Origin of the sequence: Streptomyces sp. NPDC005423, assembly GCF_040606415.1 — a bacterium.
Classification (GTDB): domain Bacteria; phylum Actinomycetota; class Actinomycetes; order Streptomycetales; family Streptomycetaceae; genus Streptomyces.
The window spans coordinates 220707-242358 of sequence record NZ_JBEXET010000001.1 but is presented as its reverse complement, the minus strand read 5'-3'; the positions used below and the strand labels follow the sequence as shown (position 1 = coordinate 242358).

Annotated in this window: 19 protein-coding genes; 8 read left to right on the top strand and 11 right to left on the bottom strand. The window is 70.8% G+C overall.

Going from position 1 to position 21652, the window contains the following annotated elements; translation table 11 throughout:
- Positions 1-19 precede the first annotated feature (19 nt).
- Positions 20-2326, bottom strand: a complete 2307-nt coding sequence (locus ABZT12_RS01055; protein WP_356375193.1) for a transglycosylase domain-containing protein — start codon at positions 2324-2326, stop codon at positions 20-22.
- A 406-nt stretch (positions 2327-2732) separates the two neighbouring features.
- Here ABZT12_RS01055 and wblA point away from each other — a divergent pair, with 406 nt between their 5' ends.
- Positions 2733-3071: a transcriptional regulator WblA gene (gene wblA / locus ABZT12_RS01050; protein WP_356376670.1), complete on the top strand. Its 339-nt coding sequence runs from the start codon at positions 2733-2735 to the stop codon at positions 3069-3071.
- Positions 3072-3369: 298 nt separating this feature from the next.
- Here wblA and ABZT12_RS01045 read toward each other — a convergent pair whose 3' ends face one another.
- Together ABZT12_RS01045 and ABZT12_RS01040 are read right to left on the bottom strand one after the other, a co-directional pair.
- Positions 3370-4713 (bottom strand): ArsA family ATPase, encoded by a 1344-nt coding sequence (locus ABZT12_RS01045; RefSeq protein ID WP_356375190.1) that lies wholly within the window; start codon positions 4711-4713, stop codon positions 3370-3372.
- On the bottom strand, positions 4710-5687 hold the full coding sequence (locus ABZT12_RS01040; protein ID WP_356375187.1) for an ArsA-related P-loop ATPase: 978 nt from the start codon (positions 5685-5687) through the stop codon (positions 4710-4712). Before ABZT12_RS01040 ends, ABZT12_RS01045 begins: the two co-directional genes overlap by 4 nt.
- Positions 5688-5782: 95 nt before the next feature.
- On the opposite strand from ABZT12_RS01040, the gene ABZT12_RS01035 reads away from it, so the two are divergent.
- From ABZT12_RS01035 to ABZT12_RS01020, 4 genes are all read left to right on the top strand, one after another.
- Positions 5783-5941, top strand: a complete 159-nt coding sequence (locus ABZT12_RS01035) for a DUF4177 domain-containing protein (protein ID WP_073492664.1) — start codon at positions 5783-5785, stop codon at positions 5939-5941.
- Positions 5938-6405, top strand: coding sequence for a RidA family protein (locus ABZT12_RS01030; protein WP_356375184.1), 468 nt, complete (start codon positions 5938-5940; stop codon positions 6403-6405). Before ABZT12_RS01035 ends, ABZT12_RS01030 begins: the two co-directional genes overlap by 4 nt.
- A gap of 65 nt (positions 6406-6470) precedes the next feature.
- Entirely contained in the window at positions 6471-7340 is an 870-nt protein-coding gene (locus ABZT12_RS01025; protein ID WP_356375181.1) for an NUDIX hydrolase, read from the top strand.
- A gap of 202 nt (positions 7341-7542) precedes the next feature.
- Positions 7543-8373 carry an MBL fold metallo-hydrolase gene (locus ABZT12_RS01020; protein WP_356375178.1) on the top strand — a complete coding sequence of 277 codons (831 nt, stop codon included), beginning with the start codon at positions 7543-7545 and terminating at the stop codon, positions 8371-8373.
- 159 nt (positions 8374-8532) lie between these two features.
- Here the strand turns inward: ABZT12_RS01020 and ABZT12_RS01015 are convergent, their stop codons facing one another.
- Together ABZT12_RS01015 and ABZT12_RS01010 are read right to left on the bottom strand one after the other, a co-directional pair.
- Positions 8533-9354 (bottom strand): nucleotidyltransferase domain-containing protein, encoded by an 822-nt coding sequence (locus ABZT12_RS01015; protein ID WP_356375175.1) that lies wholly within the window; start codon positions 9352-9354, stop codon positions 8533-8535.
- A 102-nt stretch (positions 9355-9456) separates the two neighbouring features.
- The gene (locus ABZT12_RS01010) at positions 9457-10131 is read right to left on the bottom strand and encodes a Crp/Fnr family transcriptional regulator (protein WP_356375172.1); all 675 of its coding nucleotides are present in this window, start codon (positions 10129-10131) and stop codon (positions 9457-9459) included.
- A 347-nt stretch (positions 10132-10478) separates the two neighbouring features.
- Between ABZT12_RS01010 and nth the strand changes: the two genes are divergently transcribed.
- The 3 genes from nth (at position 10479) to ABZT12_RS00995 (ending at position 13552) form a co-directional block, all read left to right on the top strand.
- Complete coding sequence (gene nth, locus ABZT12_RS01005) at positions 10479-11492, top strand: endonuclease III (RefSeq protein ID WP_356376666.1); 1014 nt, start codon at positions 10479-10481, stop codon at positions 11490-11492.
- A 52-nt stretch (positions 11493-11544) separates the two neighbouring features.
- Complete coding sequence (locus ABZT12_RS01000) at positions 11545-12234, top strand: CoA pyrophosphatase (RefSeq protein WP_356375169.1); 690 nt, start codon at positions 11545-11547, stop codon at positions 12232-12234.
- Positions 12235-12352: 118 nt separating this feature from the next.
- On the top strand, positions 12353-13552 hold the full coding sequence (locus tag ABZT12_RS00995) for a MarP family serine protease (protein WP_356375165.1): 1200 nt from the start codon (positions 12353-12355) through the stop codon (positions 13550-13552).
- 36 nt (positions 13553-13588) lie between these two features.
- Here the strand turns inward: ABZT12_RS00995 and ABZT12_RS00990 are convergent, their stop codons facing one another.
- The 6 genes from ABZT12_RS00990 to ABZT12_RS00965 all read right to left on the bottom strand — a co-directional run bounded on the left by ABZT12_RS00990 (position 13589) and on the right by ABZT12_RS00965 (position 21617).
- Complete coding sequence (locus ABZT12_RS00990) at positions 13589-13768, bottom strand: hypothetical protein (RefSeq protein WP_356375162.1); 180 nt, start codon at positions 13766-13768, stop codon at positions 13589-13591.
- A 127-nt stretch (positions 13769-13895) separates the two neighbouring features.
- Positions 13896-14846 (bottom strand): alpha/beta hydrolase, encoded by a 951-nt coding sequence (locus ABZT12_RS00985; RefSeq protein WP_356375159.1) that lies wholly within the window; start codon positions 14844-14846, stop codon positions 13896-13898.
- Positions 14843-15328, bottom strand: a complete 486-nt coding sequence (locus tag ABZT12_RS00980) for a phage holin family protein (RefSeq protein WP_356375156.1) — start codon at positions 15326-15328, stop codon at positions 14843-14845. Before ABZT12_RS00980 ends, ABZT12_RS00985 begins: the two co-directional genes overlap by 4 nt.
- A 43-nt stretch (positions 15329-15371) precedes the next feature.
- Positions 15372-16802: a Na+/H+ antiporter NhaA gene (gene nhaA / locus ABZT12_RS00975; RefSeq protein WP_356375153.1), complete on the bottom strand. Its 1431-nt coding sequence runs from the start codon at positions 16800-16802 to the stop codon at positions 15372-15374.
- A 201-nt stretch (positions 16803-17003) separates the two neighbouring features.
- On the bottom strand, positions 17004-19004 hold the full coding sequence (acs, locus tag ABZT12_RS00970; protein ID WP_356375150.1) for an acetate--CoA ligase: 2001 nt from the start codon (positions 19002-19004) through the stop codon (positions 17004-17006).
- 156 nt (positions 19005-19160) lie between these two features.
- A complete protein-coding gene (locus ABZT12_RS00965) occupies positions 19161-21617 on the bottom strand; it encodes a SulP family inorganic anion transporter (RefSeq protein WP_356375147.1) in 2457 nt (818 codons plus the stop codon).
- Positions 21618-21652: the final 35 nt, after the last annotated feature.

Below are 21652 nucleotides of genomic sequence, written 5' to 3'. Positions count from 1 at the left end.
TGGGCGACGGGACCAGCCCCTAGCCCCGGTTGCCGCCGTTTCCGTTGCCTCGGTTTCCGCCGTTCGTCGTGCCCTGGATGAAGCCGTCGGGCAAGGAGAACGTGGGGGTCGGGTCGGTGCCGCCGTTCGTGGTGCCGGTGGTGGTGCCGTTGGTCGTCAGGCCGCCGATGAAGCCGCCGCCGGTGTCGGTGCCGGCGTTGGTGTTCCCCCCGTTGTCGGAGTTCTTGCCGTCGCCGCTGCCGCCCTTGCTCTTGCCGGGGTCGGGGATGTCGACGAGGTGGAAGGTCTGCGCCGACTTGCCCTCCAGAGCGCCGGTCATGGCGTCCTTCCAGATCGGGCCCGGAACCTGACCGCCGTAGACGAGGGGGTTGAAGACGCCGCCGATGCTGATGTCGACCATCTTCACGTTCTGCTTGGGGCTGCCGACCCAGACGGCGCCGGCCAGGTTCGGGGTGTAGCCGACGAACCAGGCGTTCTTGCGCTCGTCCGTCGTACCCGTCTTACCGGCGCTCTCGCGGTCGGTGAGGCCGGCCTGGGTACCCGTGCCGGAGTCGATCACTCCGCGCAGCAGGGTGTTGACCGTGTCGGCCGTCGTCTCGCTCATCGCGCGGGAGCAGGTCGACTTGGGCACCTGGAGCGACTTCTGCTTGTCGCCGACCTTCTGCGTGATCGACTCGATCGCGATCGGCGAGCAGTACATGCCCCGGTCGGCGAAGGTGGCGTACGCGCTCGCCATCGTCAGCGGGGAGAGGCCCACCGCGCCGAGCGCGATGGAGGGGCTCTCCGGCAGCTTGGTGCCGTTGCCCTGCACCACGTGCAGCTTGTCGGTCATGTTGACCACGGGGCAGAGCCCGATGTCGGAGATGAGCTGCACGAAGTAGGTGTTGACGGACTTGGCCATCGCCTCCTTCATGCGGTAGGGACCGTGCTCCGAGTTGCTCTCGTTCTCCACCGTGTAGCTCTGGTCGTTCTTCCACGGGGTGCTGCCGCAGGTCTGCACGGGGCTCGGGTAGTCCATCTGGTACGGCGAGGAGTACTCCTGAGTCGCCGACTTGCCCTGCTCCAGCGCGGCCGCCGCCACGAACGGCTTGAAGGTCGAACCGGTCGGGAAGCCGAAGTTGGAGCCGCCCATGTCGGCGTTGACCGAGTAGTTGTACTCCGTCTCGTTCTTGCCGTAGCCGTACGGCTTCGACTGGCCCATCGCGAGGATCTTGCCGCTGCCGGGCTCCACCAGGGTGGACGCCGCGGCGACCTTGTCCGACTTGTAGATGTGGTCCTTGAGGGAGGACTGCACCGAGGCCTGGGATTGCGGGTCGAGCGTCGTACGGATCGTCAGGCCGCCCTGGTTCCAGACCTTCGCGCGGGCCTCCTTGGTCCGGCCGAAGACGGGGTCGCTCAGGAAGACGTTCTCGACGTACTTGCAGAAGAAGCTGGCGCCCTTGACCGCGGTGATGCAGCCGTTCTTCGGCTGGCTGACCTTCAGGCCCAGCGCCGTCGCCTTGGCCTTGTCGGCGTCCGCCTGGGAGATGTCGCCGACCTCGGCCATCCGCTGGAGCACGGTGTTGCGCCGCTTCTTGGCCTCGGCCTCGTCGTTCACCGGGTCGTAGCGGGTGGGCGACTGGACGATGCCGGCGAGGAGCGCCGACTGCTGGAGGTTCAGGCTCCGGGCGGGCTGGGAGAAGTACCGCTGGGAGGCGGCCTCGACGCCGTAGGCCTGCTCGCCGAAGAAGGTGATGTTCAGGTAGTTCTCGAGGATCTTCTTCTTGCCGAGCTTCTCCTCGATCTGGATCGCGTACTTCAGCTCGCGGATCTTGCGGCCGAGGGTCTGCTGGGTGGCCTGGGCGACCTTCGTCGGGTCGTCACCGGCCTCCTCGACGAAGTAGTTCTTCACCAGCTGCTGGGTGAGCGTGGACGCGCCCTGGGAGACCCCGCCGCTCTGCGCGTTCTTGTTGACGGCGCGCAGGACGCCCTTCAGGTCGATCGCGCCGTGCTGGTAGAAGCGCGAGTCCTCGATCGCGACGATCGCCTTCTGCATGTACGGCGAGATGTCCTTCAGCTCCACCACCGTGCGGTCGCGGCTGTAGACGGAGGCGATCTGGTTCCCCTTGCTGTCCAGGATCGTGGTCCGCTGGCTCAGCTGTGGGCTCTTCAGACTGTCCGGGATGTCGTCGAACCCCTGGACCGACCCCTTGGCCGCGAGTCCCAGCGCACCTGCGGCCGGCATGGCGATTCCGGCCATGACGGCTCCGGCGAGCACACTGACACCGAGGAACTTGGCGGCCTGCTGCGTTGGCGACAGGCCACCGCCCGAGCGCTTCTTTGGCATGAGGGCAGCCTACGTTCTCATTCGCCGGACACGCGTATATGCCTTGGCCTAAGCTGCTCCCAACTGTCACAGCAGTGCGGCCACGTATCAATACGTCCGGCGACCCCGAATCGTTCCGGTCGTTCCCGTTTTTCTGTGGGAGGCGTGTCCGAATCCGCCTTCTGTGTCACCCGGTGTCCCTTGTGGCGCAAGGCAACTGTCCCGAAACGTCAGGGAAGTCGCATATGTCGCCAGCTCACTCCCCCGGGTGATCTGCCGCTTACCCATAGTCCGTTCGGGCCATTCAAGATTGGGCCCGAAGGGGGTGTTGCGCTGTGCCCACCTTCCGTAACGTCCTCAACTGGCGGCGGTGAATATGCCGCTGCCGCCGTGGGGGAGCCTCGATTCGGGAGAGGACGGCGCCGGTATGGGCTGGGTAACCGACTGGAGTGCGCAGGCGGGCTGCCGCACTACCGATCCGGATGAACTGTTTGTTCAAGGAGCAGCGCAGAACAGGGCGAAGGCAGTGTGCACCGGATGTCCGGTGCGTACGGAGTGCCTCGCCGATGCGCTCGACAACCGCGTCGAGTTCGGCGTGTGGGGAGGAATGACGGAACGGGAGCGTCGCGCACTGCTGCGCAGGCGGCCCACTGTCACTTCATGGCGCCGGCTTCTGGAGACCGCGCGTACGGAGTACGAACGAGGGGTCGGCATCCTGCCCCTCGACGACGACGAGGTGTACGAGAACTACGCGGCGGTGGGCTGACCGCCCCAAGGGCCGGTCGCCGGGCGCCGATTCCCGGGGGTCGATCCCCCTGGGCGTCCCCCAAGGGCCGATCCCCCGGGCTCACTCCTCGGGGACGGACATCCCTCGGGGCACGCGTCCGCCTGTGCCGCGTCGCTCGTGCCGGGTCCGCGTGGTGGCACGCGTTCTGTCGGCGCGCGTCCGCACGGCAGGTTCCGCATGGCAGTGATCCGCACGGCAGGGATCAGTACGGCAGGCTCACCGCCGTGCCCGGCTCCAGCGTGGGCGGCCATGCCGGACCGGTACGCACCGGCACGCGTCAGAGGCTTGTCCCGGGCAGCTCCGGCCGACCGGTCGCGAGCCGGTTCCCGATGTCCCGCAGACCGGTGAGGTCGTGCACATCGCCGGGGAGTGCGGCCACTTCGGTCACGGCCACCTCGGGGTGGCGCGCCGTGAAACGGTCACGCGTGCGCTGCTCGCGGGAGAGCAGCCGCATGCGCTCGGCATGCAGTCTCAGCAGGTCCGCGGTGAGACGGTCGACGGAGCGTTCGGCGTCGGACCGCTCGTCGTCCGCGGGGGCGGGGGAGCCTTCGGCGGGAGCGGGCGGCGGACTGGCTGGGGAATCTGAACTGCCGTACAGGTCGGGAGAGTTACGAAGTCCAGCTTTCCCGCCCTCCTGATCGACAATGCGGGGCTCCTCAAGATTTTCCGCGGCGGCGAGTGCCCGCTCGGCCGAGAGCCGGGTGGCGCCGCTGCCGTGGACCCGGTTGAGCACCAGCCCGGCCAGGGGCATCTCCTCGGCCGCCAGCCGCTCCACGAAGTACGCGGCCTCGCGCAGCGCGTCCCGCTCCGGCGCCGCCACCACCAGGAACGCCGTCCCGGGCGCCTGAAGCAGCTTGTACGTGGCGTCCGCGCGGGTGCGGAACCCGCCGAAGGTGGTGTCCATCGCGGACACGAACGTCTGGACGTCCTTGAGGAGTTGGCCGCCGAGCAGCTTGCCGAGTGTGCCGGTCATCATCGACATGCCGACGTTGAGGAACTTCATGCCGGCCCGTCCACCGAGCTTCGCCGGCGCGGTCAGCAGCCGGATCAGCCGGCCGTCCAGGAACGAGCCGAGGCGTTTCGGCGCGTCAAGGAAGTCGAGGGCCGAGCGGGACGGCGGGGTGTCGACGACAATCAGGTCCCACTCGTCCCTGGCCCGCAACTGGCCCAGCTTCTCCATCGCCATGTACTCCTGCGTGCCCGCGAAGCCCGCCGAAAGCGACTGGTAGAAGGGGTTGTTGAGGATCGCGGTGGCCCGTTCGCCGTCCGCGTGCGCCTCGACGATCTCGTCGAAGGTGCGCTTCATGTCGAGCATCATGGCGTGCAGTTCGCCGTTCCCTTCGACGCCCTTGACCCGCCGCGGGACGTTGTCCAGCGAGTCGATGCCCATCGACTGGGCTAGCCGGCGGGCCGGGTCGATGGTGAGCACGACGACCTTGCGGCCCCGCTCGGCGGCGCGCAGCCCGAGAGCCGCCGCCGTGGTGGTCTTGCCGACCCCGCCCGAGCCGCAGCACACCACGATGCGGGTCTTCGGGTCGTCGAGCAGCGGATCGACGTCGAGCACGCGCGCGGAGGAGAGCCGGTGGGCGCTGTCGTGCTTCTGGGCCGGGTCCGGACTCATGAAATCCCCTGTTTCCGCAGCTCGGTGGCGAGTTCGTACAGGCCCGCGAGGTCCAAGCCCTCGGCGAGCAGCGGCAGTTCGTGCGACGGCAGGTCCAACCCGGCCAGGACAGACCGCTGTTCGTGCTCCAGGGTGTACCGCGCGGCGTACTCCTCGGCCTGCCGCAACAGCGGGTCCACCAGCTTCTCGGCGTTCCCCCCGCGCCGTGCCCCGCCGAGCCCGGCGCCGGACAGCGACTTGGCGACGGCCGTACGCGGAACGGTCCGTACGAGCTCCAGGGCGGCCGAGTCGAGGACCTCCGGGCGCACCATGTTCACGATGATCCGGCCCACCGGCAGTTGCGCCGCCCGCAGTTCGGCGATGCCGTCCGCGGTCTCCTGGACGGGCATCTCCTCCAGCAGCGTCACCAGGTGCACGGCCGTCTGCGGCGACTTGAGCACGCGCATCACGGCCTGCGCCTGATTGTGTATCGGGCCGATCTTCGCCAGGCCCGCCACCTCGTCGTTGACATTGAGGAAGCGGGCGATGCGCCCGGTCGGCGGGGCGTCCATCACCACGTGGTCGTAGGTGAACCGCCCGCCCTTGTCCTTGCGGCGCACCGCCTCGCACGCCTTGCCGGTCAGGAGTACGTCCCTGAGACCGGGCGCGACGGTGGTGGCGAAGTCGATCGCCCCGAGCTTCTTCAGGGCCCGGCCCGCGCCGCCGAGTTTGTAGAACATCTGGAGGTAGTCCAGAAGGGCCAGTTCGGGGTCGATGGCGAGGGCGTACACCTCCCCGCCCCCGGGAGCGACCGCGATCTTGCGTTCCTCATAGGGCAGCGCCTCCGTTTCGAAGAGCTGCGCGATGCCCTGGCGACCCTCGACCTCGACGAGAAGCGTCCGCTTCCCCTCCGTGGCCAGGGCCAGCGCGAGGGACGCGGCCACCGTCGTCTTGCCGGTACCGCCCTTGCCACTGACGACTTGGAACCTGCTCACGCCTTCGAGCGTAACCAGTCCCCGCTCAAGTCAAGCGGGAGGCTGTGGACAAAGGCGGCGCGGACGGTGATCGGGCAGCGGCTAAAGTCGGCCGTATGACGAAGTGGGAATATGCAACGGTGCCGCTGCTGGTCCATGCCACGAAGCAGATCCTGGACACCTGGGGCGAGGACGGCTGGGAGCTCGTCCAGGTCGTGCCGGGGCCGAACAACCCCGAGCAGTTGGTGGCCTACCTCAAGCGGGAGAGGGCATGAGCGCCGTCGAGGCCCGGCTGGCCGAACTCGGTCTGACCCTGCCGGCGGTCGTCCCGCCGCTCGCCGCGTACCAGCCGGCCGTGCGGAGCGGTGTGTACGTCTACACCTCCGGCCAGCTGCCGATGGTGGACGGCAAGCTCCCGGTCACCGGCAAGGTGGGCGGTGAGGTCACCGCGGAGGAGGCCAAGAAACTGGCCCGCACCTGCGCGCTGAACGCGCTGGCGGCCGTCAAGTCCGTCACCGGCGACCTGGACCGGATCGCGCGCGTGGTGAAGGTCACCGGGTTCGTCGCCTCGGCCGCGGACTTCACGGGCCAGCCCGGTGTCGTCAACGGCGCCAGCGAACTGCTCGGCGAGGTCCTCGGCGACAAGGGCGTGCACGCGCGGAGCGCGGTCGGCGTGGCCGTGCTGCCGCTGGACGCGCCGGTCGAGGTCGAGATCCAGGTGGAGCTGGCGCAGCCGTAAGCGCGCTCCCGGGGCACGCGTTGTTGCCTCTCGAACATCCGCGCGCCACGGGATAGCCTCCGCCCATGGCGAATGGGCAGTGGTACCCGGCGGAGTGGCCCGAGCGCATCCGCGCGCTGGCCGAGGGCACGCTCGTCCCGGTCGCGCCCAGGCGCGCGGCGACCGTACTGCTGCTCAAGGACACCGGTCGCGGACCCGCCGTCCACATGCTGCGCAGACGCGCCTCCATGGCCTTCGCCGGAGGCGCGTACGCGTATCCGGGCGGGGGCGTCGACCCGCGCGACGACGACCACCAGGTCCGCTGGGCGGGCCCCACGCGCGCGTGGTGGGCGAACCGGCTCGGTGTCGACGAGCCGGCCGCGCAGGCGATCGTCTGCGCCGCCGTACGGGAGACCTACGAGGAGGCGGGCGTCCTGCTCGCCGGGCCGGCCCCCGACGCGGTGGTCGGCGACACCACGGGCGCGGAGTGGGAGACGGACCGGGCCGCGCTCGTCGCCCGTGAGCTCTCCTTCGCGGAGTTCCTCGACCGCCGGGGCCTGGTGCTCCGCTCCGACCTGCTGGGGGCGTGGGCCCGCTGGATCACCCCGGAGTTCGAGTCCCGCCGCTACGACACGTTCTTCTTCGTCGCCGTGCTGCCCGAGGGCCAGCGCACCCGGAACGCCTCCACGGAGGCCGACCACACGGTGTGGATCGCGCCCGCCGAGGCGGCTGCCGGGTACGACCAGGGCGAGCTGACGATGATGCCGCCGACCATCGCGACCCTGCGCGGGCTGATCCCGTACGGCAGCGCGGCCGAGGCGCTCGCCGCTGCCCCGGAGCGCGACCTGACGGCCGTCCTCGCCCGGGCCGGCCTGGCGGACGGCGAGATCGTGCTGACCTGGCCGGGCCACGAGGAGTTCACCAAGCACATCCCCACGGGGGGAGCGCCGGCGTGACGAACGAGGTGGCTCCGCTGGGGCCGGGGCGAGAGAAGCGTGACCTGGGGAAGGGCTCCCGCGGGGTGGTTGACGGGACGGGCGCGGTCGGCCGGGGTCGCGCCGGAGCCGGTCCGACGAAGAAGTGCCCCCGTGTGGCCGACGCGATGGCTCCGGTAGGTCGGGGCCGCGAAGGATCCCGCCCGCAGAAAGGTTTTCCCGTATGACCGACGCAGCCGCGCTTCCTGGGCAGCCGCGGGGCGGGGCACTGACGGGGCCCGCCACCGCCCGAGCCGTCAACGTGCTGGCGCCCAACGCCTCCCCGATGACCCTGGACGGCACCAACACCTGGATCGTCGCCGAGCCGGACTCCGACCTGGCCGTCGTCATCGACCCGGGGCCCCTGGACGACGGGCACCTGCGCAACGTCATCGACACCGTCGAGAAGGCCGGCCGACGGGTCGCCCTCACCCTGCTGACCCACGGGCACCCCGACCACGCAGAGGGCGCCGTCCGCTTCGCCGGGCTGACGGGCACCGACGTCCGGGCCCTGGACCCCGCGCTGCGGCTCGGGGACGAGGGGCTGGGCCCCGGGGAGGTGATCCGGGTCGGCGGCCTGGAGCTCATCGTCGTAGCGACCCCCGGGCACACCGGGGACTCCCTGTGCTTCCATCTCCCGGCCGATCAGGCCGTCCTGACCGGTGACACCGTCCTGGGGCGCGGTACGACCCTGGTGGCGCATCCCGACGGCCGCCTGGGGGACTACCTGGACTCGCTGCGCCGGCTGCGCTCCCTCACGGTCGACGACGGCGTCCACACGGTCCTGCCGGGGCACGGTCCGGTCCTGGACGACGCCCAGGGTGCCGTCGAGTTCTATCTCGCCCACCGGGCCCACCGGCTCGCCCAGGTCGAGACGGCCGTCGAGAACGGCCACACCACCCCGCAAGAGGTCGTCACCCACGTCTACGCGGACGTCGACCGTTCACTGTGGCCGGCGGCGGAGCTGTCGGTACGGGCTCAGTTGGACTACCTCAAGGGACACGGCCTGATCTAGTCCCCGCTACCCAGGCGCCCGTCGTCCGCGGCAGGCGGCAGGCGGCAGGCGGCAGGCGGCAGGCGGCACGCGGCAGGCGTGGGCGTGGCACCGACGCGCTTCCCCCACAGCCGATTCCGACGACGCGACGGGGTTCCCCGCGCGAGCGAAGCGGAAACCCTAGTCCGGGCGTAGGGCCTTCACGCCGTGCACGCGCGCGTACTCGCCGGCGAGCCACGGGCCGAGATCGTCGACGTACGACCGCAGGACGTCCGGGTCCCCCGTCGGCTCGGACCCGAGGAGGGCCGCCGCGCGGAGCTGCCCGGCCCGCTCCGGGTAGTACGGCGCGAACGCGTCGGCCATTTCCCGCAGATCGCTGGTCCAGCCGTTCCACCGGGGCATGACCAGGGTGAAGCCGGTGCGGACGAGATGCCGGGACATGAAGCGCACCAGGGGCCGCCGGGCCTCCTCGGTGTCCCGGGCGCCGGCGACGCGCTCGCGCCAGCGGGGGAGGAGCAGTGCCAGGTCGCCGTTGGTCTCTCGCGCGAGTACGGAGTCGGGGCGGTAGCGGGGCAGGTACTCGGCGAGGTCCTCCCCGAGCAGGGGGGTGCACAGGCACGCGACGAACCAGCCCAGGTCGTACCTCTCCGGTTCGCTCAGCAGCCGTTCCCGGCCGAAGAGCAGCGTGCCGACGCCGTCGACCTGCCCGAACTCCTCGTCGAGCGCCCGGTCGAGCCGTCCGGCGTCGGCGCGGTCGGCCGCCGTCGGCTCCTGGTGGGTCGTGAGGAGCAGGTCCAGGTCGCTGTGGCCCACACGCGCGGTGCCGCGCGGCACGGACCCGTAGAGATACGCGCTGTGCAGCCGCTCCCCGAAGACCTCCAGGAGTCGGTCCCGCGCGGCGGCGACCACCGGCCGGAAGGCGTGCGGCACGCGCGCGAGGGAGCCCTCGCGGGCCAGGTAGCCCTGGTCGTCGAGCCCTTTTCGGTGCAGCGTTTCGGCCATGGGATCACTGTGCCCGGGACGGCCGGCGGGGGCAGCTCCATTTCCGGGGCGACGCTCGAAGGGCCCCGCCGGGGTCGGCAGGGCCCTTCGAGGTCGTCGGTGCTAGCGCGAGCGCTTGGCGAGCCGTTCGACGTCCAGGAGGATCACCGCACGCGCCTCCAGCCGCAGCCAGCCGCGGCCGGCGAAGTCGGCCAGGGCCTTGTTGACCGTCTCGCGGGAGGCGCCGACCAGCTGGGCGAGCTCCTCCTGCGTGAGGTCGTGGACGACGTGGATGCCTTCCTCGGACTGCACGCCGAAACGGCGGGACAGGTCCAGCAGGGCGCGTGCGACCCGGCCGGGCACGTCGGAGAAGACCAGGTCGGACATGGCGTCGTTGGTCTTGCGCAGCCGACGGGCGACCGCGCGCAGCAGCGCGGAGGCCACCTCGGGGCGGGCGCTGAGCCAGGGCTGGAGGTCGCCGTGGCCGAGACCGAGCAGCTTGACCTCGGTCAGCGCGGTGGCGGTGGCGGTACGCGGGCCCGGGTCGAACAGGGAGAGCTCGCCGATCAGCTCACCGGGACCGAGAACCGCCAGCATGTTCTCGCGGCCGTCGGGGGAGGTGCGGTGCAGTTTCACCTTGCCCTCGGTGACCACGTAGAGCCGGTCTCCCGGGTCGCCCTCGTGAAAGAGGGAGTCCCCGCGGGCGAGGGTCACCTCACTCATGGAGGCGCGGAGTTCCGCGGCCTGCTCGTCATCGAGCGCCGCGAAGAGCGGGGCGCGCCGCAGAACGTCGTCCACGAGTTCTCTCCTTGTCGACCTGCTCAGGGGAGGTTGCTCCCCTTGGTATCAGGGGACCGTGTTCCCCATCTTGCCGGACGGTCCAAACAGTGTGATCTGTCACAAGGATGCCGCACAGGTGTCCCGGGGTAAGCGGCAGGGGTCCAATTGGGGGCTGATCTTCGGGGTCCGGGGCGGATGTCGGTGGTGGGCTCTAGGCTGGTCGGGTGTCCAAATCGCCGGTGAGAGCACAGGCCAAGGGGGCTGGGCGGGTGGCAGTACGTGGTGGTTCCGCTGTGGGCGAACAGGGCCCTGAAAGCGGCGGCAAGGCGGCGAAAGTGACGAAGCGGGCTGTTCCGGCAAAGGTGATGACTCCGGGCGAGAAGGCGGCAGCGGAAGTGGCATCGGAAGCGGAAGCAGAAGCGGTCGAAGAGGCGGCTCTCGCCGAAAAGGCGGCGCCGGCCAAGAAGTCCGCGGCCGCAACGAAGTCAGCCGCTTCGAAGAAGGCTGCCGTCGCCGCGAAGAAGACCGCCGCCGTAAAGAAGAAGGCCGTCCCGGAGAAGACCTTCCAGGAGACGGCCGCCGCTCCGGTGAAAGCCTCACCCAGGAGTGAGTCACCCACCGCCCTCGTCCGGCGCGCCCGGCGGATCAACCGGGAACTCGCCGAGGTCTTTCCATACGCCCACCCGGAGTTGGACTTCGAGAACCCCTTCCAGCTCGTGGTCGCCACGGTGCTGTCCGCGCAGACCACGGACCTCCGCGTCAACCAGACGACTCCGGCGCTCTTCGCGAAATACCCCACCCCGGAGGACCTGGCCGGCGCCAACCCCGAGGAGGTCGAGGAGATCCTCCGCCCGACCGGCTTCTTCCGGGCCAAGACCAGGTCGGTGATAGGGCTCTCCAAGGCCCTGGTGGAGGAGTTCGGCGGCGAGGTGCCCGGCCGGCTCGAAGACCTGGTGAAGCTGCCCGGAGTGGGCCGCAAGACCGCGTTCGTCGTCCTCGGGAACGCGTTCGGGCGCCCCGGCATCACCGTGGACACACACTTCCAGCGGCTCGTACGACGTTGGCGGTGGACCGACGAGACCGAGCCGGACAAGATCGAGGCGGCCGTCGGCGCGCTCTTCCCCAAGAGCGACTGGACCATGCTGTCGCACCACGTGATCTTCCACGGCCGCCGTATCTGCCATGCGCGCAAGCCCGCCTGCGGCGCCTGTCCGATCGCGCCGCTCTGCCCGGCGTACGGCGAGGGCGAGACCGACCCGGAGAAGGCGAAGAAGCTGCTCAAGTACGAGAAGGGCGGCTTCCCCGGCCAGCGGCTCAATCCGCCGCAGGCCTATCTGGACGCGGGCGGCCGGCCGGCGCCGCCGCTGGGCGCCGGATGACGGAACGAAGTGGAGGGCGTCGGGCGTTGATCAGTGCGGAACGGGGGCGGCGATGACACGAGCGAGCGACACCCAGGGTGTGGCCCTGGCCAAGGAGGGACTGCCGGAGTGGCTCGGCCCCGTGGTGCGGGCCGCGGAGACCGTCGAGCCGCTCCAGCTGAGCCGCTTCCTGCCGCCGGAGGACGGGGCCGGGCGCCAGTCCGCCGTGCTCATCCTGTTCGGCGAGGGCGAGCGCGGTCCGGAGCTGCTGCTCATGGAGCGGTCCAGCTCGCTCAGATCCCATGCCGGTCAGCCCTCCTTCCCCGGCGGCGCCCTCGACCCGGACGACGGTGACCCGGAGGGCGACGGTCCGCTGCGGGCCGCGCTGCGCGAGGCCGAGGAGGAGACCGGCCTCGACCCTGCGGGCGTACAGCTCTTCGGTGTGCTGCCCCGGCTGTACATTCCGGTGAGCGGCTTCGTCGTCACCCCGGTGCTGGGCTGGTGGCGCGAGCCGACCCCGGTCGGAGTCGTCGATCCGAACGAGACGGCCCGGGTCTTCACGGTCCCCGTGGCGGATCTCACGGACCCCGCCCACCGCGCCATGGCCACCCACCCCAGCGGCTTCCGAGGTCCGGCATTCTTGGTCGAATCGACCCTCGTCTGGGGCTTCACGGCCGGTGTGATCGACCGCCTGCTGCACTACGCGGGGTGGGAGCGCCCCTGGGACCACGAGAAGCTGGTCCCGCTCGACTGGCGGTCATGACAGGGTGTCCGTCGTGCTGTGTCTTCCCGGGGGCGCCGTATCCGACCGCCGCCGCGCGGGGGACCGGCCCCCCGGCGGACCTGGGTGACCGCGAAGTGATGAGGCGAGGCTCGAACCGGTGAACGTGCTGGACATCCTGTTGCTGGTCGCCGCCGTGTGGTTCGCGATCGTGGGCTATCGCCAGGGGTTCGTCGTCGGCATCCTGTCGGTGATCGGGTTTCTGGGCGGCGGTCTCGTCGCCGTCTACACGCTGCCCGTGCTGTGGGACGCGCTGACCGACAACTCCGAGGTGAGCACGACCGCCGCCGTCGTCGCCGTCATGGTCGTCATCGTGTGCGCCTCGGTGGGCCAGGCCCTGACCACCCACCTCGGCAACAAGCTGCGCCGGTACATCGTCTGGTCCCCCGCGCGAGCCCTGGACGCGACCGGCGGGGCGCTGGTCAACGTCGTCGCGATGCTTCTGGTCGCCTGGCTGATCGGTTCGGCGCTGGCCGTGACCACCCTGCCGACGCTTGGCAAGGAAGTCCGCAACTCCAAGGTCCTGCTGGGGGTTTCGCGGGCGCTGCCCGACCAGGCCGACACCTGGTTCGCGGACTTCTCCTCGGTCCTCGCGCAGAACGGCTTCCCGCAGGTCTTCAGCCCGTTCTCCAACGAGCCGATCAACGACGTCCAGCCGCCCGACCCGGCGCTCGCGAGCAGCTCGGTCGCCACCCGCGCCCAGGAGTCCATCGTCAAGATCACGGGCACCGCGCAGAGTTGCGGCAAGGTCCTGGAGGGCTCCGGGTTCGTCTTCGGTGACCGCCGGGTCATGACCAACGCCCATGTCGTCGGCGGCGTCAAGGAGCCCACCGTCCAGATAGGCGGTCAGGGCCGCAGATACGACGCGAAAGTCGTCCTCTACGACTGGCACCGCGACATCGCCGTGCTCGACGTCCCCCAACTGACCGCGCGCGCGCTGCGGTTCGCGACCCAGGACGCGGACCGCGACGACAGCGCGATCGTCGCCGGCTTCCCGGAGAACGGGTCCTACGACGTACGGGCCGCGCGGGTGCGCGGGCGCATCACGGCCAACGGCCCCGACATCTACCGCCGCGGCACCGTGCGCCGCGATGTCTACTCGCTCTACGCGACGGTCCGTCAGGGCAACTCGGGCGGCCCGCTCCTCACCCCCGACGGCAAGGTCTACGGCGTCGTCTTCGCCAAGTCGCTCGACGACCCCGAGACCGGTTACGCGCTCACCGCCGACGAGATCCAGGTGGACATCGCCAAGGGCCGTACCGCCAACCACCCAGTGGACAGCGACAGTTGCGCGCTCTGAGCCGGCCCCGAAGGGTGTGGTGCGGGAGAGGACGCGTCAGCCTCGGGGGTGACGCAGGCGTACCGAGACCCAGCGGGCCCGGCGGCGCAGAATGCGCGGGATCCCCACCCTGAATTCGGTGCCCGGCAGCCCCGGAGCGCCTCGCTGGTGGGAGCCCAGACCATGGCCCGAGCGGCGATTGCGTGCTACGTCACTGTAGTCGTGCGTCCAGCCCATACCCCGACGTCTGCCCTTGCCCCAAGGTCGATAACCGCCCCATCGGGCCCCAATTGGCCTATGCGCCAGGCAAATGGCCGTTCGTAGGACAGGTGTTCAGTTTCCGGATACCGGGTGCGGCGGCCGGTCACCGATCGGGTTCGGGGTCCTTCAGCCAGTTGATGAGTTCCGTGGAGAACGCACCCGGGTCCTCCTCGTGCGGGAAGTGCCCCAGTCCGTCGAACAGCCGCCAGCGGTACGGCGCTTCGACGTACTCCCCGGAGCCGGCCGCGGTGCGGGTACGGGTCACCGGGTCGAGCGAGCCGTGCAGATGCAGCGTCGGCACCCGCACCGGCCGCTTCATCCGCCGGTTGAACTGGATGCCGTCCGGACGTGCCATGGAGCGGACCATCCAGCGGTACGGCTCGATCGCGCAGTGGGCGGTCGACGGGACGCACATCGCGCGCTGGTACGCCTCGATCGTGTCGTCGTCCGGCAGGCGGGGGCCGGACCACTCGCGGATCAGCCGGCCCACCAGCGCGCCGTCGTCGGCGATCAGCCGGCGCTCGGGGAGCCACGGCCGCTGGAAGCCCCAGATGTACGAACTCGCCCTGGTCTGGCGGACGTCGGAGAGCATCGCGGCGCGCCAGTGCCGGGGGTGGGGCATCGAGACGACCGCGAGGCGGCGCACCAGCTTCGGGCGCATCGCGGCCGCCGTCCACGCCAGATAGCCGCCCAGGTCGTGGCCGACGAGCGCGGCGTCGGGCTCACCGAGGGAGCGGATCACGCCGGTGATGTCGAGGGCGAGGTTGGCGGGGTCGTAGCCGCGCGGGGTGCGGTCGCTGCCGCCGACGCCGCGCAGGTCCATCGCGACGGCCCGGAACCCGGCGTCGGCGAGGGCGGTCAGCTGGTGCCGCCAGGTCCACCAGAACTGCGGGAAGCCGTGCAGCAGCAGTACGAGTGGTCCGTCGCCCAGCTCGGCGATGTGGAAGCGCGCGCCGTTCGCGGCGACGTCCCGGTGGGTCACCTCGCGCCCACCGGGGATGTCGAGCCGTACGACCGAAGCGGGTTGCGCCGAAGGGGTGCTGGGGTCCGTCATGAGGACGAGCGTGCCACAGCCTCGATGGCTTCGGGGGCGTGCTCCTCCAACGCCGGGCGCGGATGGGGCTTCGCGTTCTGCAGAACGCCCGCCGTCTCCTTGACCGAGGCGGCGACCTTCTGCGGGCCCTTGCTCTTCGCGGCCTTCTTCGCGAAGAAGACACCGATCAGTGCGAGGACGATCGCGACGAGCACGTTCGCCGCGAAGGAGAGCAGAAAGCAGACAGCAAGATTCCAGTGGCTCCAGCTCCGAATGCCGTACGCCAGCGCGAAGTTCAGCATCGGCAGGGAGAACAGCAGGAGCACCGCGGCGGCCGAGAACGCGCCGCCGCTCGCCGCCCCGCGCTTGACGTCGTGCTTGAGCTGCGCCTTGGCCAGTGCGATCTCGTCATGCACGAGCGCGGACATCTCGGTCGTCGCCGAGGCGAACAGCTGGCCGATGCTGCGTTCGGCGCCGACCGGGCTGCCGTCGGGTGCGCTCATCACGTACTCCCTCTTCTGCAAGTGTTCCTACCGTCTGGTCAGATCATGCCGGACCGTCGTTCTCCTCGCCTGCCCCGCCCGTCACTTCGCCACCCGTGTGCCGGGCCGCGGCCGTCGTGCGGGCGAGCCTGCGGTGCTCGGCGGCCTTGCGATCGTGCATCTCGGCCATCCGCAGGTGGTACGCCGGATCGTCCTGCTCGTAGACGTCGGGGACGCCGTCGAGGTCCTCGTCCCGCCGTTCGTCCTCGTCCATCTTGCGGTACCGGGCGTTGCGCGCCTTGAGCAACACGGTCGCGCAGACCACCGCGACGAGGGAGCCCGTCAGAACGGCCGCCTTGACCTCGTCGGTGAGCACCGGGTCGCCGTCGAACGCGAGCTCCCCGATGAGCAGCGACACGGTGAAGCCGACGCCGGCCAGTGCGGCGACCGCGAACACGTCGGGCCAGGCGAGGTCGTCGCTGAGCGAGGCGCGGGTGAAGCGGGCCGTCAGCCAGGTCCCGCCGAAGACACCGACCGTCTTGCCGACGACGAGTCCGAGCACCACACCGAGGGTCTCCGGCTTGGTGAACACCTCGCCGAGCGCCTGGCCGGAGACGACGACACCCGCGCTGAACAGGGCGAACAGCGGCACCGCCAGACCCGCGGAGAGGGGCCGTAGGAGATGTTCGACGTGCTCGCCGGGGGAGCGGGTCTCGTCGTCGCGGGTGGTGCAGCGCAGCATCAGGCCCATGGCGACGCCGGCGACGGTCGCATGCACGCCGCTCTTGTACATCAGCGCCCAGATGACGAGCGCGAGCGGCACGTAGACGTACCAGCCGCGTACGCCCCGGCGCAGCAGCAGCCAGAAGACGGCGAGCCCTACGGCGGCCCCGCCGAGCGCGGCGAAGTCGATCCGGGCGGTGAAGAAGACCGCGATGATCAGGATCGCGAAGAGGTCGTCGACGACCGCGAGGGTGAGCAGGAAGGCGCGCAGGGCGCTCGGCAGGGAGGTGCCGATGACCGCGAGGACGGCGAGCGCGAAGGCGATGTCGGTGGCGGTCGGGACCGCCCAGCCGCTCAGCGCGCCGCCGCCGACGAGATTGGTGAGGGTGTAGACGAGCGCCGGTGCGGCCATCCCGCACAGCGCCGCCACGACGGGGAGCGCGGCGGCCCGGGGGTCGCGCAGATCGCCCGCGACCAGCTCGCGCTTGAGCTCGATGCCGGCGACGAAGAAGAAGACCGCGAGGAGTCCGTCGGCGGCCCAGTGCGCCACCGACAGGTCGAGGCCGAGGGCGGCGGGGCCGAGGCGGTGGTGGCTGACGCTCTGGTAACTGCCTTGCAGAGCAGGCACGTTGGCCCAGATCAGCGCGGCGACCGCGGCGCACAGCAGCAGCAGTCCGCCGACGGTCTCGGTGCGCAGCGCGTCCGCCACGTAATTGCGCTCGGGCAGGGAGAGCCCGCCGAAGGCCTTGCGAGGGGGGCGGGGCGCGGTCACGGGGCGACCTCCGGTCGGTGGGCAGCACAGAGCATTTGCCGACCAGACTTCCCGGCGCACCTTGACGATCTTGGCGTGTTTTCTACTTTTTCGTACTGTACCGAAAACGCGGCGGGACGCATCCGGCGATTCCCGCCGTACGTACGGAAGGGGCGCCCGGCCTGCCGCCCGCCGGGCGCCCCCCGTTCGTGTACGACTCGCTCAGTCCTCGCTCGCGGCGCCCGGGAGGTTGGTCTGGATGAGATCCATGACCGTGGAGTCGGTCAGCGTGGTGACGTCACCCAGTTGGCGGTTCTCGGCCACGTCGCGCAGCAGCCGGCGCATGATCTTGCCGGAGCGGGTCTTGGGCAGCTCGGCCACCGGGAGGATCCGCTTGGGCTTGGCGATGGGGCCGAGGGCGGTGCCGACGTGGTTGCGCAGGGCGGCGACCAGGCCTTCGTCCTCGGCGTTCGCGGTGCCGCGCAGGATGACGAACGCGACGATCGCCTGGCCGGTCGTCTCGTCGGCCGCGCCGACCACGGCCGCCTCGGCGACCGACGGGTGCGAGACGAGCGCGGACTCGACCTCGGTGGTGGAGATGTTGTGCCCGGACACGAGCATCACGTCGTCGACCCGGCCCAGCAGCCAGATGTCGCCGTCGTCGTCCTTCTTCGCACCGTCGCCCGCGAAGTACCGGCCCTCGAAGCGCGACCAGTACGTGTCGAGATAACGCTGGTCGTCGCCCCAGATGGTGCGCAGCATCGACGGCCACGGCTCGGTCAGCACCAGGTAGCCGCCCCCGCCGTCGGGGACCTCGTTCGCCTCGTCGTCCACGACGGTCGCGGAGATGCCGGGCAGCGGGGTCTGGGCGGAGCCCGGCTTGGTCGCCGTGACGCCCGGCAGCGGCGAGATCATCATCGCGCCGGTCTCGGTCTGCCACCAGGTGTCGACGATCGGGGTGCGGTCCGTCCCGATGTGCTTGCGGTACCAGATCCACGCCTCGGGGTTGATCGGCTCACCGACCGAGCCGAGGACCCGCAGGCTGCCGAGGTCGAACTTGGCGGGGATGTCGTCGCCCCACTTCATGAACGTACGGATCGCCGTGGGCGCCGTGTAGAGGATCGTCACCCCGTACTTCTGCACGATCTCCCAGAAGCGGCCCTGGTGCGGGGTGTCGGGCGTGCCCTCGTACATGACCTGGGTCGCGCCGTTGGCCAGCGGGCCGTAGACGATGTAGGAGTGGCCGGTGACCCAGCCGACGTCCGCCGTGCACCAGTACACGTCGGTCTCCGGCTTGAGGTCGAAGACCGCGTGGTGGGTGTAGGCGACCTGGGTGAGGTAGCCGCCGGAGGTGTGCAGGATGCCCTTCGGCTTACCCGTCGTGCCGGAGGTGTACAGGATGAAGAGCGGGTGCTCCGCGTCGAACGCCTCGGGCGTGTGCTCCGCCGACTGCCGGGCGACGATCTCGTCCCACCACACGTCCCGCCCGTCGTGCCAGGCGACCTCCTGGCCGGTACGGCGGACCACGAGCACGTGCTCGACGCTCTCCACCCGGTCGACCGCGTCGTCCACGGCCGGCTTGAGCGCGGCGGGCTTGCCGCGCCGCCAGCCGCCGTCGGAGGTGATGACCACTTTGGCGTCCGCGTCCTGGATGCGGGTCGCGAGCGCGTCGGCCGAGAAGCCGCCGAAGACCACCGAGTGGGCGGCGCCGATCCGGGCGCAGGCCAGCATCGCGACCGCCGTCTCCGGGATCATCGGCATGTAGACGGCGACCCGGTCGCCCTTGCGGACCCCCAGCTCCAGCAGGGCGTTCGCGGCGCGGGAGACCTCGTCCTTGAGCTCGGCGTAGGTGATCGCGCGGGTGTCGCCGGGCTCGCCCTCGAAGTGGATGGCGACGCGGTCGCCGTGACCTGCCTCGACGTGCCGGTCCACGCAGTTGTACGCCACATTGAGCTCGCCGTCCTTGAACCACTTGGCGAACGGCGGGTTCGACCAGTCCAGCGTCTCGGTCGGCTCCTTGGCCCAGCTCAGTCTGCGGGCCTGAGCGGCCCAGAAGCCGAGCCGGTCAGCCTTGGCCTGCTCATACGCCTCCGCCGTGACATTCGCGTGTGCGGCCAGCTCGGCGGGGGGTGCGAACCTGCGCTCTTCCTTGAGCAGGTTGGCCAGGCTCTCGTTGCTCACGGCATCTGCCTTTCCCAGGTTGTCCGTTGTGTCCCAGGCCACAGCTCATCAGACCCGGGGGTCCGATGACAAGGGTCGGCCGATAATTGGTTTAGACCTTTCGAGGTGTGCTGATGGCCTGGGACATCCGTACCCACGGACGCCGCCGGGACGAGGTTCGGACGGGTCGTGCCGCTGCCGGCCGCCGGACACACGGGGTCAGGCGGACAGCTCCGCAGCCCCCACGTGGTCGAAGACCTCGCCGTCACCCCCCTCCGTGAGCAGATACGCCTGGGCCTCGCCCACGTGGAAATACATCCCGTGCAGTTCCAGCGTGCCGTTCCGCAGCGCCCGGGCCACCGACTCGTGGGCCCGCAGCTGCGCCAACTGCTGCACCACGTTGGTCAGGCAGAGCTGCTCCACGGTGTCGGCGGGCGCCCGGCCGGCCAGCCGCGCCGGGCGACGGTCACCGTCGGCCATCCGCTCCAGGCTGGGCAGCCCGTGCCGCAGCCAGCGCTTGAGCGGGGTCCGCGTGCCCCCGGGCTCGGTGGCGAGCAGCGCCTGCATGGCCCCGCACCCGGAGTGCCCGCACACGGTGATGGACCCCACTCCGAGCACGTCCACCGCGTACTCGATCGCGGCGGCCACCGAGTCGTCCCCGCTCTCCTCGCCCGGCGGCGGTACGAGGTTGCCCACGTTGCGCACCACGAACAGGTCACCGGGACCGCTGGAGGTGATCATCGACGTGACCAGGCGGGAGTCGGCGCAGGTGAGGAAGAGCTGGGTCGGCCGCTGTCCCTCTCGCGCCAGCCGGGCCAGCTCGTCCCGCACCAGGGGTGCGGTGTCGCGCTGGAACGCGCCGATCCCCAGGGCGAGTTGATGCCCGGAACGGTTCGCCGCCCAGCCGGTACCTCCCTCACTTCCCGCCGGTGGCGCCGGTGTCGCGCTTCCGCACCGGTGGTTCCGCCATGGCGTCCAGGGACGGCACCGGCAGCCGGTCGCGGAGGCGGTCGCGGAGCAGAGGGCGGCGGCGTCGGCCGTACGGGTCGGGAGGCTCGCGCCAGGTGTGCGGGGGATGTCGGCCGGGCCCATGGCTCCGGTAGAGCCGGCTCCCGGCTCGGGGACGTTGACTCCGGTACGGCGGCCGGTCAGTTCGACGGAGCCGCCGCGCGCGGTGTGGGAGCTCCGCCAGTCCTGCAACGACTCGTATGCCGCGTGGTCCATGAACGAACCGTCCAACTCCACGACGACATGCGCGCGTTGGGGCACGAGGTGCAGGATGCGGCTCAGCCGTGGCACCGCGAGGAAGGTCAGCTGTCCTTGGACGTGTACGTGGTGGACTCCCTCCTTCTCGTCGTGCGTGACGCGGGTACGGGCGAGGCGGTTGAGGGCGACGCCGACGGCCACGGTGACCCCGAACGCCACGCCCTCCAGGACGCCGAGGAAGACCACGCCGAGGGTGGTGACGACGTAGACCAGCACTTCCCGGTGGCGGGTGACCGTGCGGATGTGGTGCAGGGACACCATCTGGATGCCGACGGCCATCACGAGTGCGGCGAGCGAGGCGAGGGGGATCAGCTCAAGCACCGGGACCATCAGCAGCGCGGCCACTACGGTGTAAACGCCTTGCAGCATCGTGGAGTTCCGGCTCACCGCACCGGCCCGTACGTTCGCCGAACTCCGCACCGCCACACCGGCGACGGGCAACCCACCGAGCGCGCCGGAGACGATGTTGGCGGCGCCCTGGCCCAGCAGTTCGCGGTCGAGGCCGGAGCGGCCCACGTGGGCGGAGGGCCCGGTCCGGCCGGCGACGAGCTTGTCCACGGCGACGGCGCCGAGCAGTGACTGCACACTGCACACCAGCGTGGTGGTGAGCACGGCCGCGGCGATGCCGAGCACCGGGCCCTCGGGCAGCCCGGCCAGGGCATGACTGCTCCAGGACGGCAGGTCGACCCTGGGCAGGGTCAGCCCGGCGAGCGAGGCGGTGGCGGTGGCCCCGGCGACCGCGACGAGCGCGGCCGGAACTCTGCGCAGCGCGCCGCCCGCCCGGCCGGGGAGGCGGGGCCACAGCAGCAGAAGGGCCAGCGTCAGCAGGCTCATCGACACGGCGGCCGGATGCACCCGCGTCAACTGCACCGGCAGGGCACGGAGGTTGGCGAGGACCGAGCTCTCCGGGGTGCCGCCCAGGACGATGTGCACCTGGGCGACGACGATGGTCACCCCGATGCCGGCGAGCATGCCGTGCACGATCGCGGGGCTGACGGCGAGCGCGGTGCGGGCCACGCGCACGCAGCCCAGGGCGAGTTGGACTGTTCCGGCGAGCACGGTGACGGCGCAGGTGGTCCGCCAGCCGTAGCGGTGGATCAGGTCGGCGGTGACGACGGTGAGACCGGCGGCGGGTCCGCTGACCTGGAGCGGGCAGCCGCCGAGCCGGCCCGCGACGAGACCGCCCACGGCCGCGGCGACGAGGCCGGCCTGGAGAGGCGCGCCGGTGGCGAGGGCGATGCCGAGGGAGAGGGGCAGGGCGATCAGGAAGACCGCGATGGAGGCGGACACGTCGGCGCCGACGACGCGGAAGCGCCGGTGCGGTGACGGTGGCGGTGGCGGGCTGTGGGGCTGGTGGTCGCGGCTGGTGTGGTTCGGGTCGGTGGCACGGTCGGGTACGCAGGCTGACATCGTTTCCCTCTCCTTCGGGCGGGGCGGGGCAGGGC

Bases quoted from the DNA above. Each gene is read 5' to 3' on its own strand.
- ABZT12_RS01055 (WP_356375193.1), bottom strand. From the start codon at position 2,326: ATGCCAAAGAAGCGCTCGGGCGGTGGCCTGTCGCCAACGCAGCAGGCC.
- wblA (WP_356376670.1), top strand. From the start codon at position 2,733: ATGGGCTGGGTAACCGACTGGAGTGCGCAGGCGGGCTGCCGCACTACC.
- ABZT12_RS01045 (WP_356375190.1), bottom strand. From the start codon at position 4,713: ATGAGTCCGGACCCGGCCCAGAAGCACGACAGCGCCCACCGGCTCTCC.
- ABZT12_RS01035 (WP_073492664.1), top strand. From the start codon at position 5,783: ATGACGAAGTGGGAATATGCAACGGTGCCGCTGCTGGTCCATGCCACG.
- ABZT12_RS01030 (WP_356375184.1), top strand. From the start codon at position 5,938: ATGAGCGCCGTCGAGGCCCGGCTGGCCGAACTCGGTCTGACCCTGCCG.
- ABZT12_RS01025 (WP_356375181.1), top strand. From the start codon at position 6,471: ATGGCGAATGGGCAGTGGTACCCGGCGGAGTGGCCCGAGCGCATCCGC.
- ABZT12_RS01020 (WP_356375178.1), top strand. From the start codon at position 7,543: ATGACCGACGCAGCCGCGCTTCCTGGGCAGCCGCGGGGCGGGGCACTG.
- ABZT12_RS01015 (WP_356375175.1), bottom strand. From the start codon at position 9,354: ATGGCCGAAACGCTGCACCGAAAAGGGCTCGACGACCAGGGCTACCTG.
- nth (WP_356376666.1), top strand. From the start codon at position 10,479: ATGACTCCGGGCGAGAAGGCGGCAGCGGAAGTGGCATCGGAAGCGGAA.
- ABZT12_RS01000 (WP_356375169.1), top strand. From the start codon at position 11,545: ATGACACGAGCGAGCGACACCCAGGGTGTGGCCCTGGCCAAGGAGGGA.
- ABZT12_RS00990 (WP_356375162.1), bottom strand. From the start codon at position 13,768: ATGGGCTGGACGCACGACTACAGTGACGTAGCACGCAATCGCCGCTCG.
- ABZT12_RS00985 (WP_356375159.1), bottom strand. From the start codon at position 14,846: ATGACGGACCCCAGCACCCCTTCGGCGCAACCCGCTTCGGTCGTACGG.
- ABZT12_RS00980 (WP_356375156.1), bottom strand. From the start codon at position 15,328: ATGAGCGCACCCGACGGCAGCCCGGTCGGCGCCGAACGCAGCATCGGC.
- ABZT12_RS00965 (WP_356375147.1), bottom strand. From the start codon at position 21,617: ATGTCAGCCTGCGTACCCGACCGTGCCACCGACCCGAACCACACCAGC.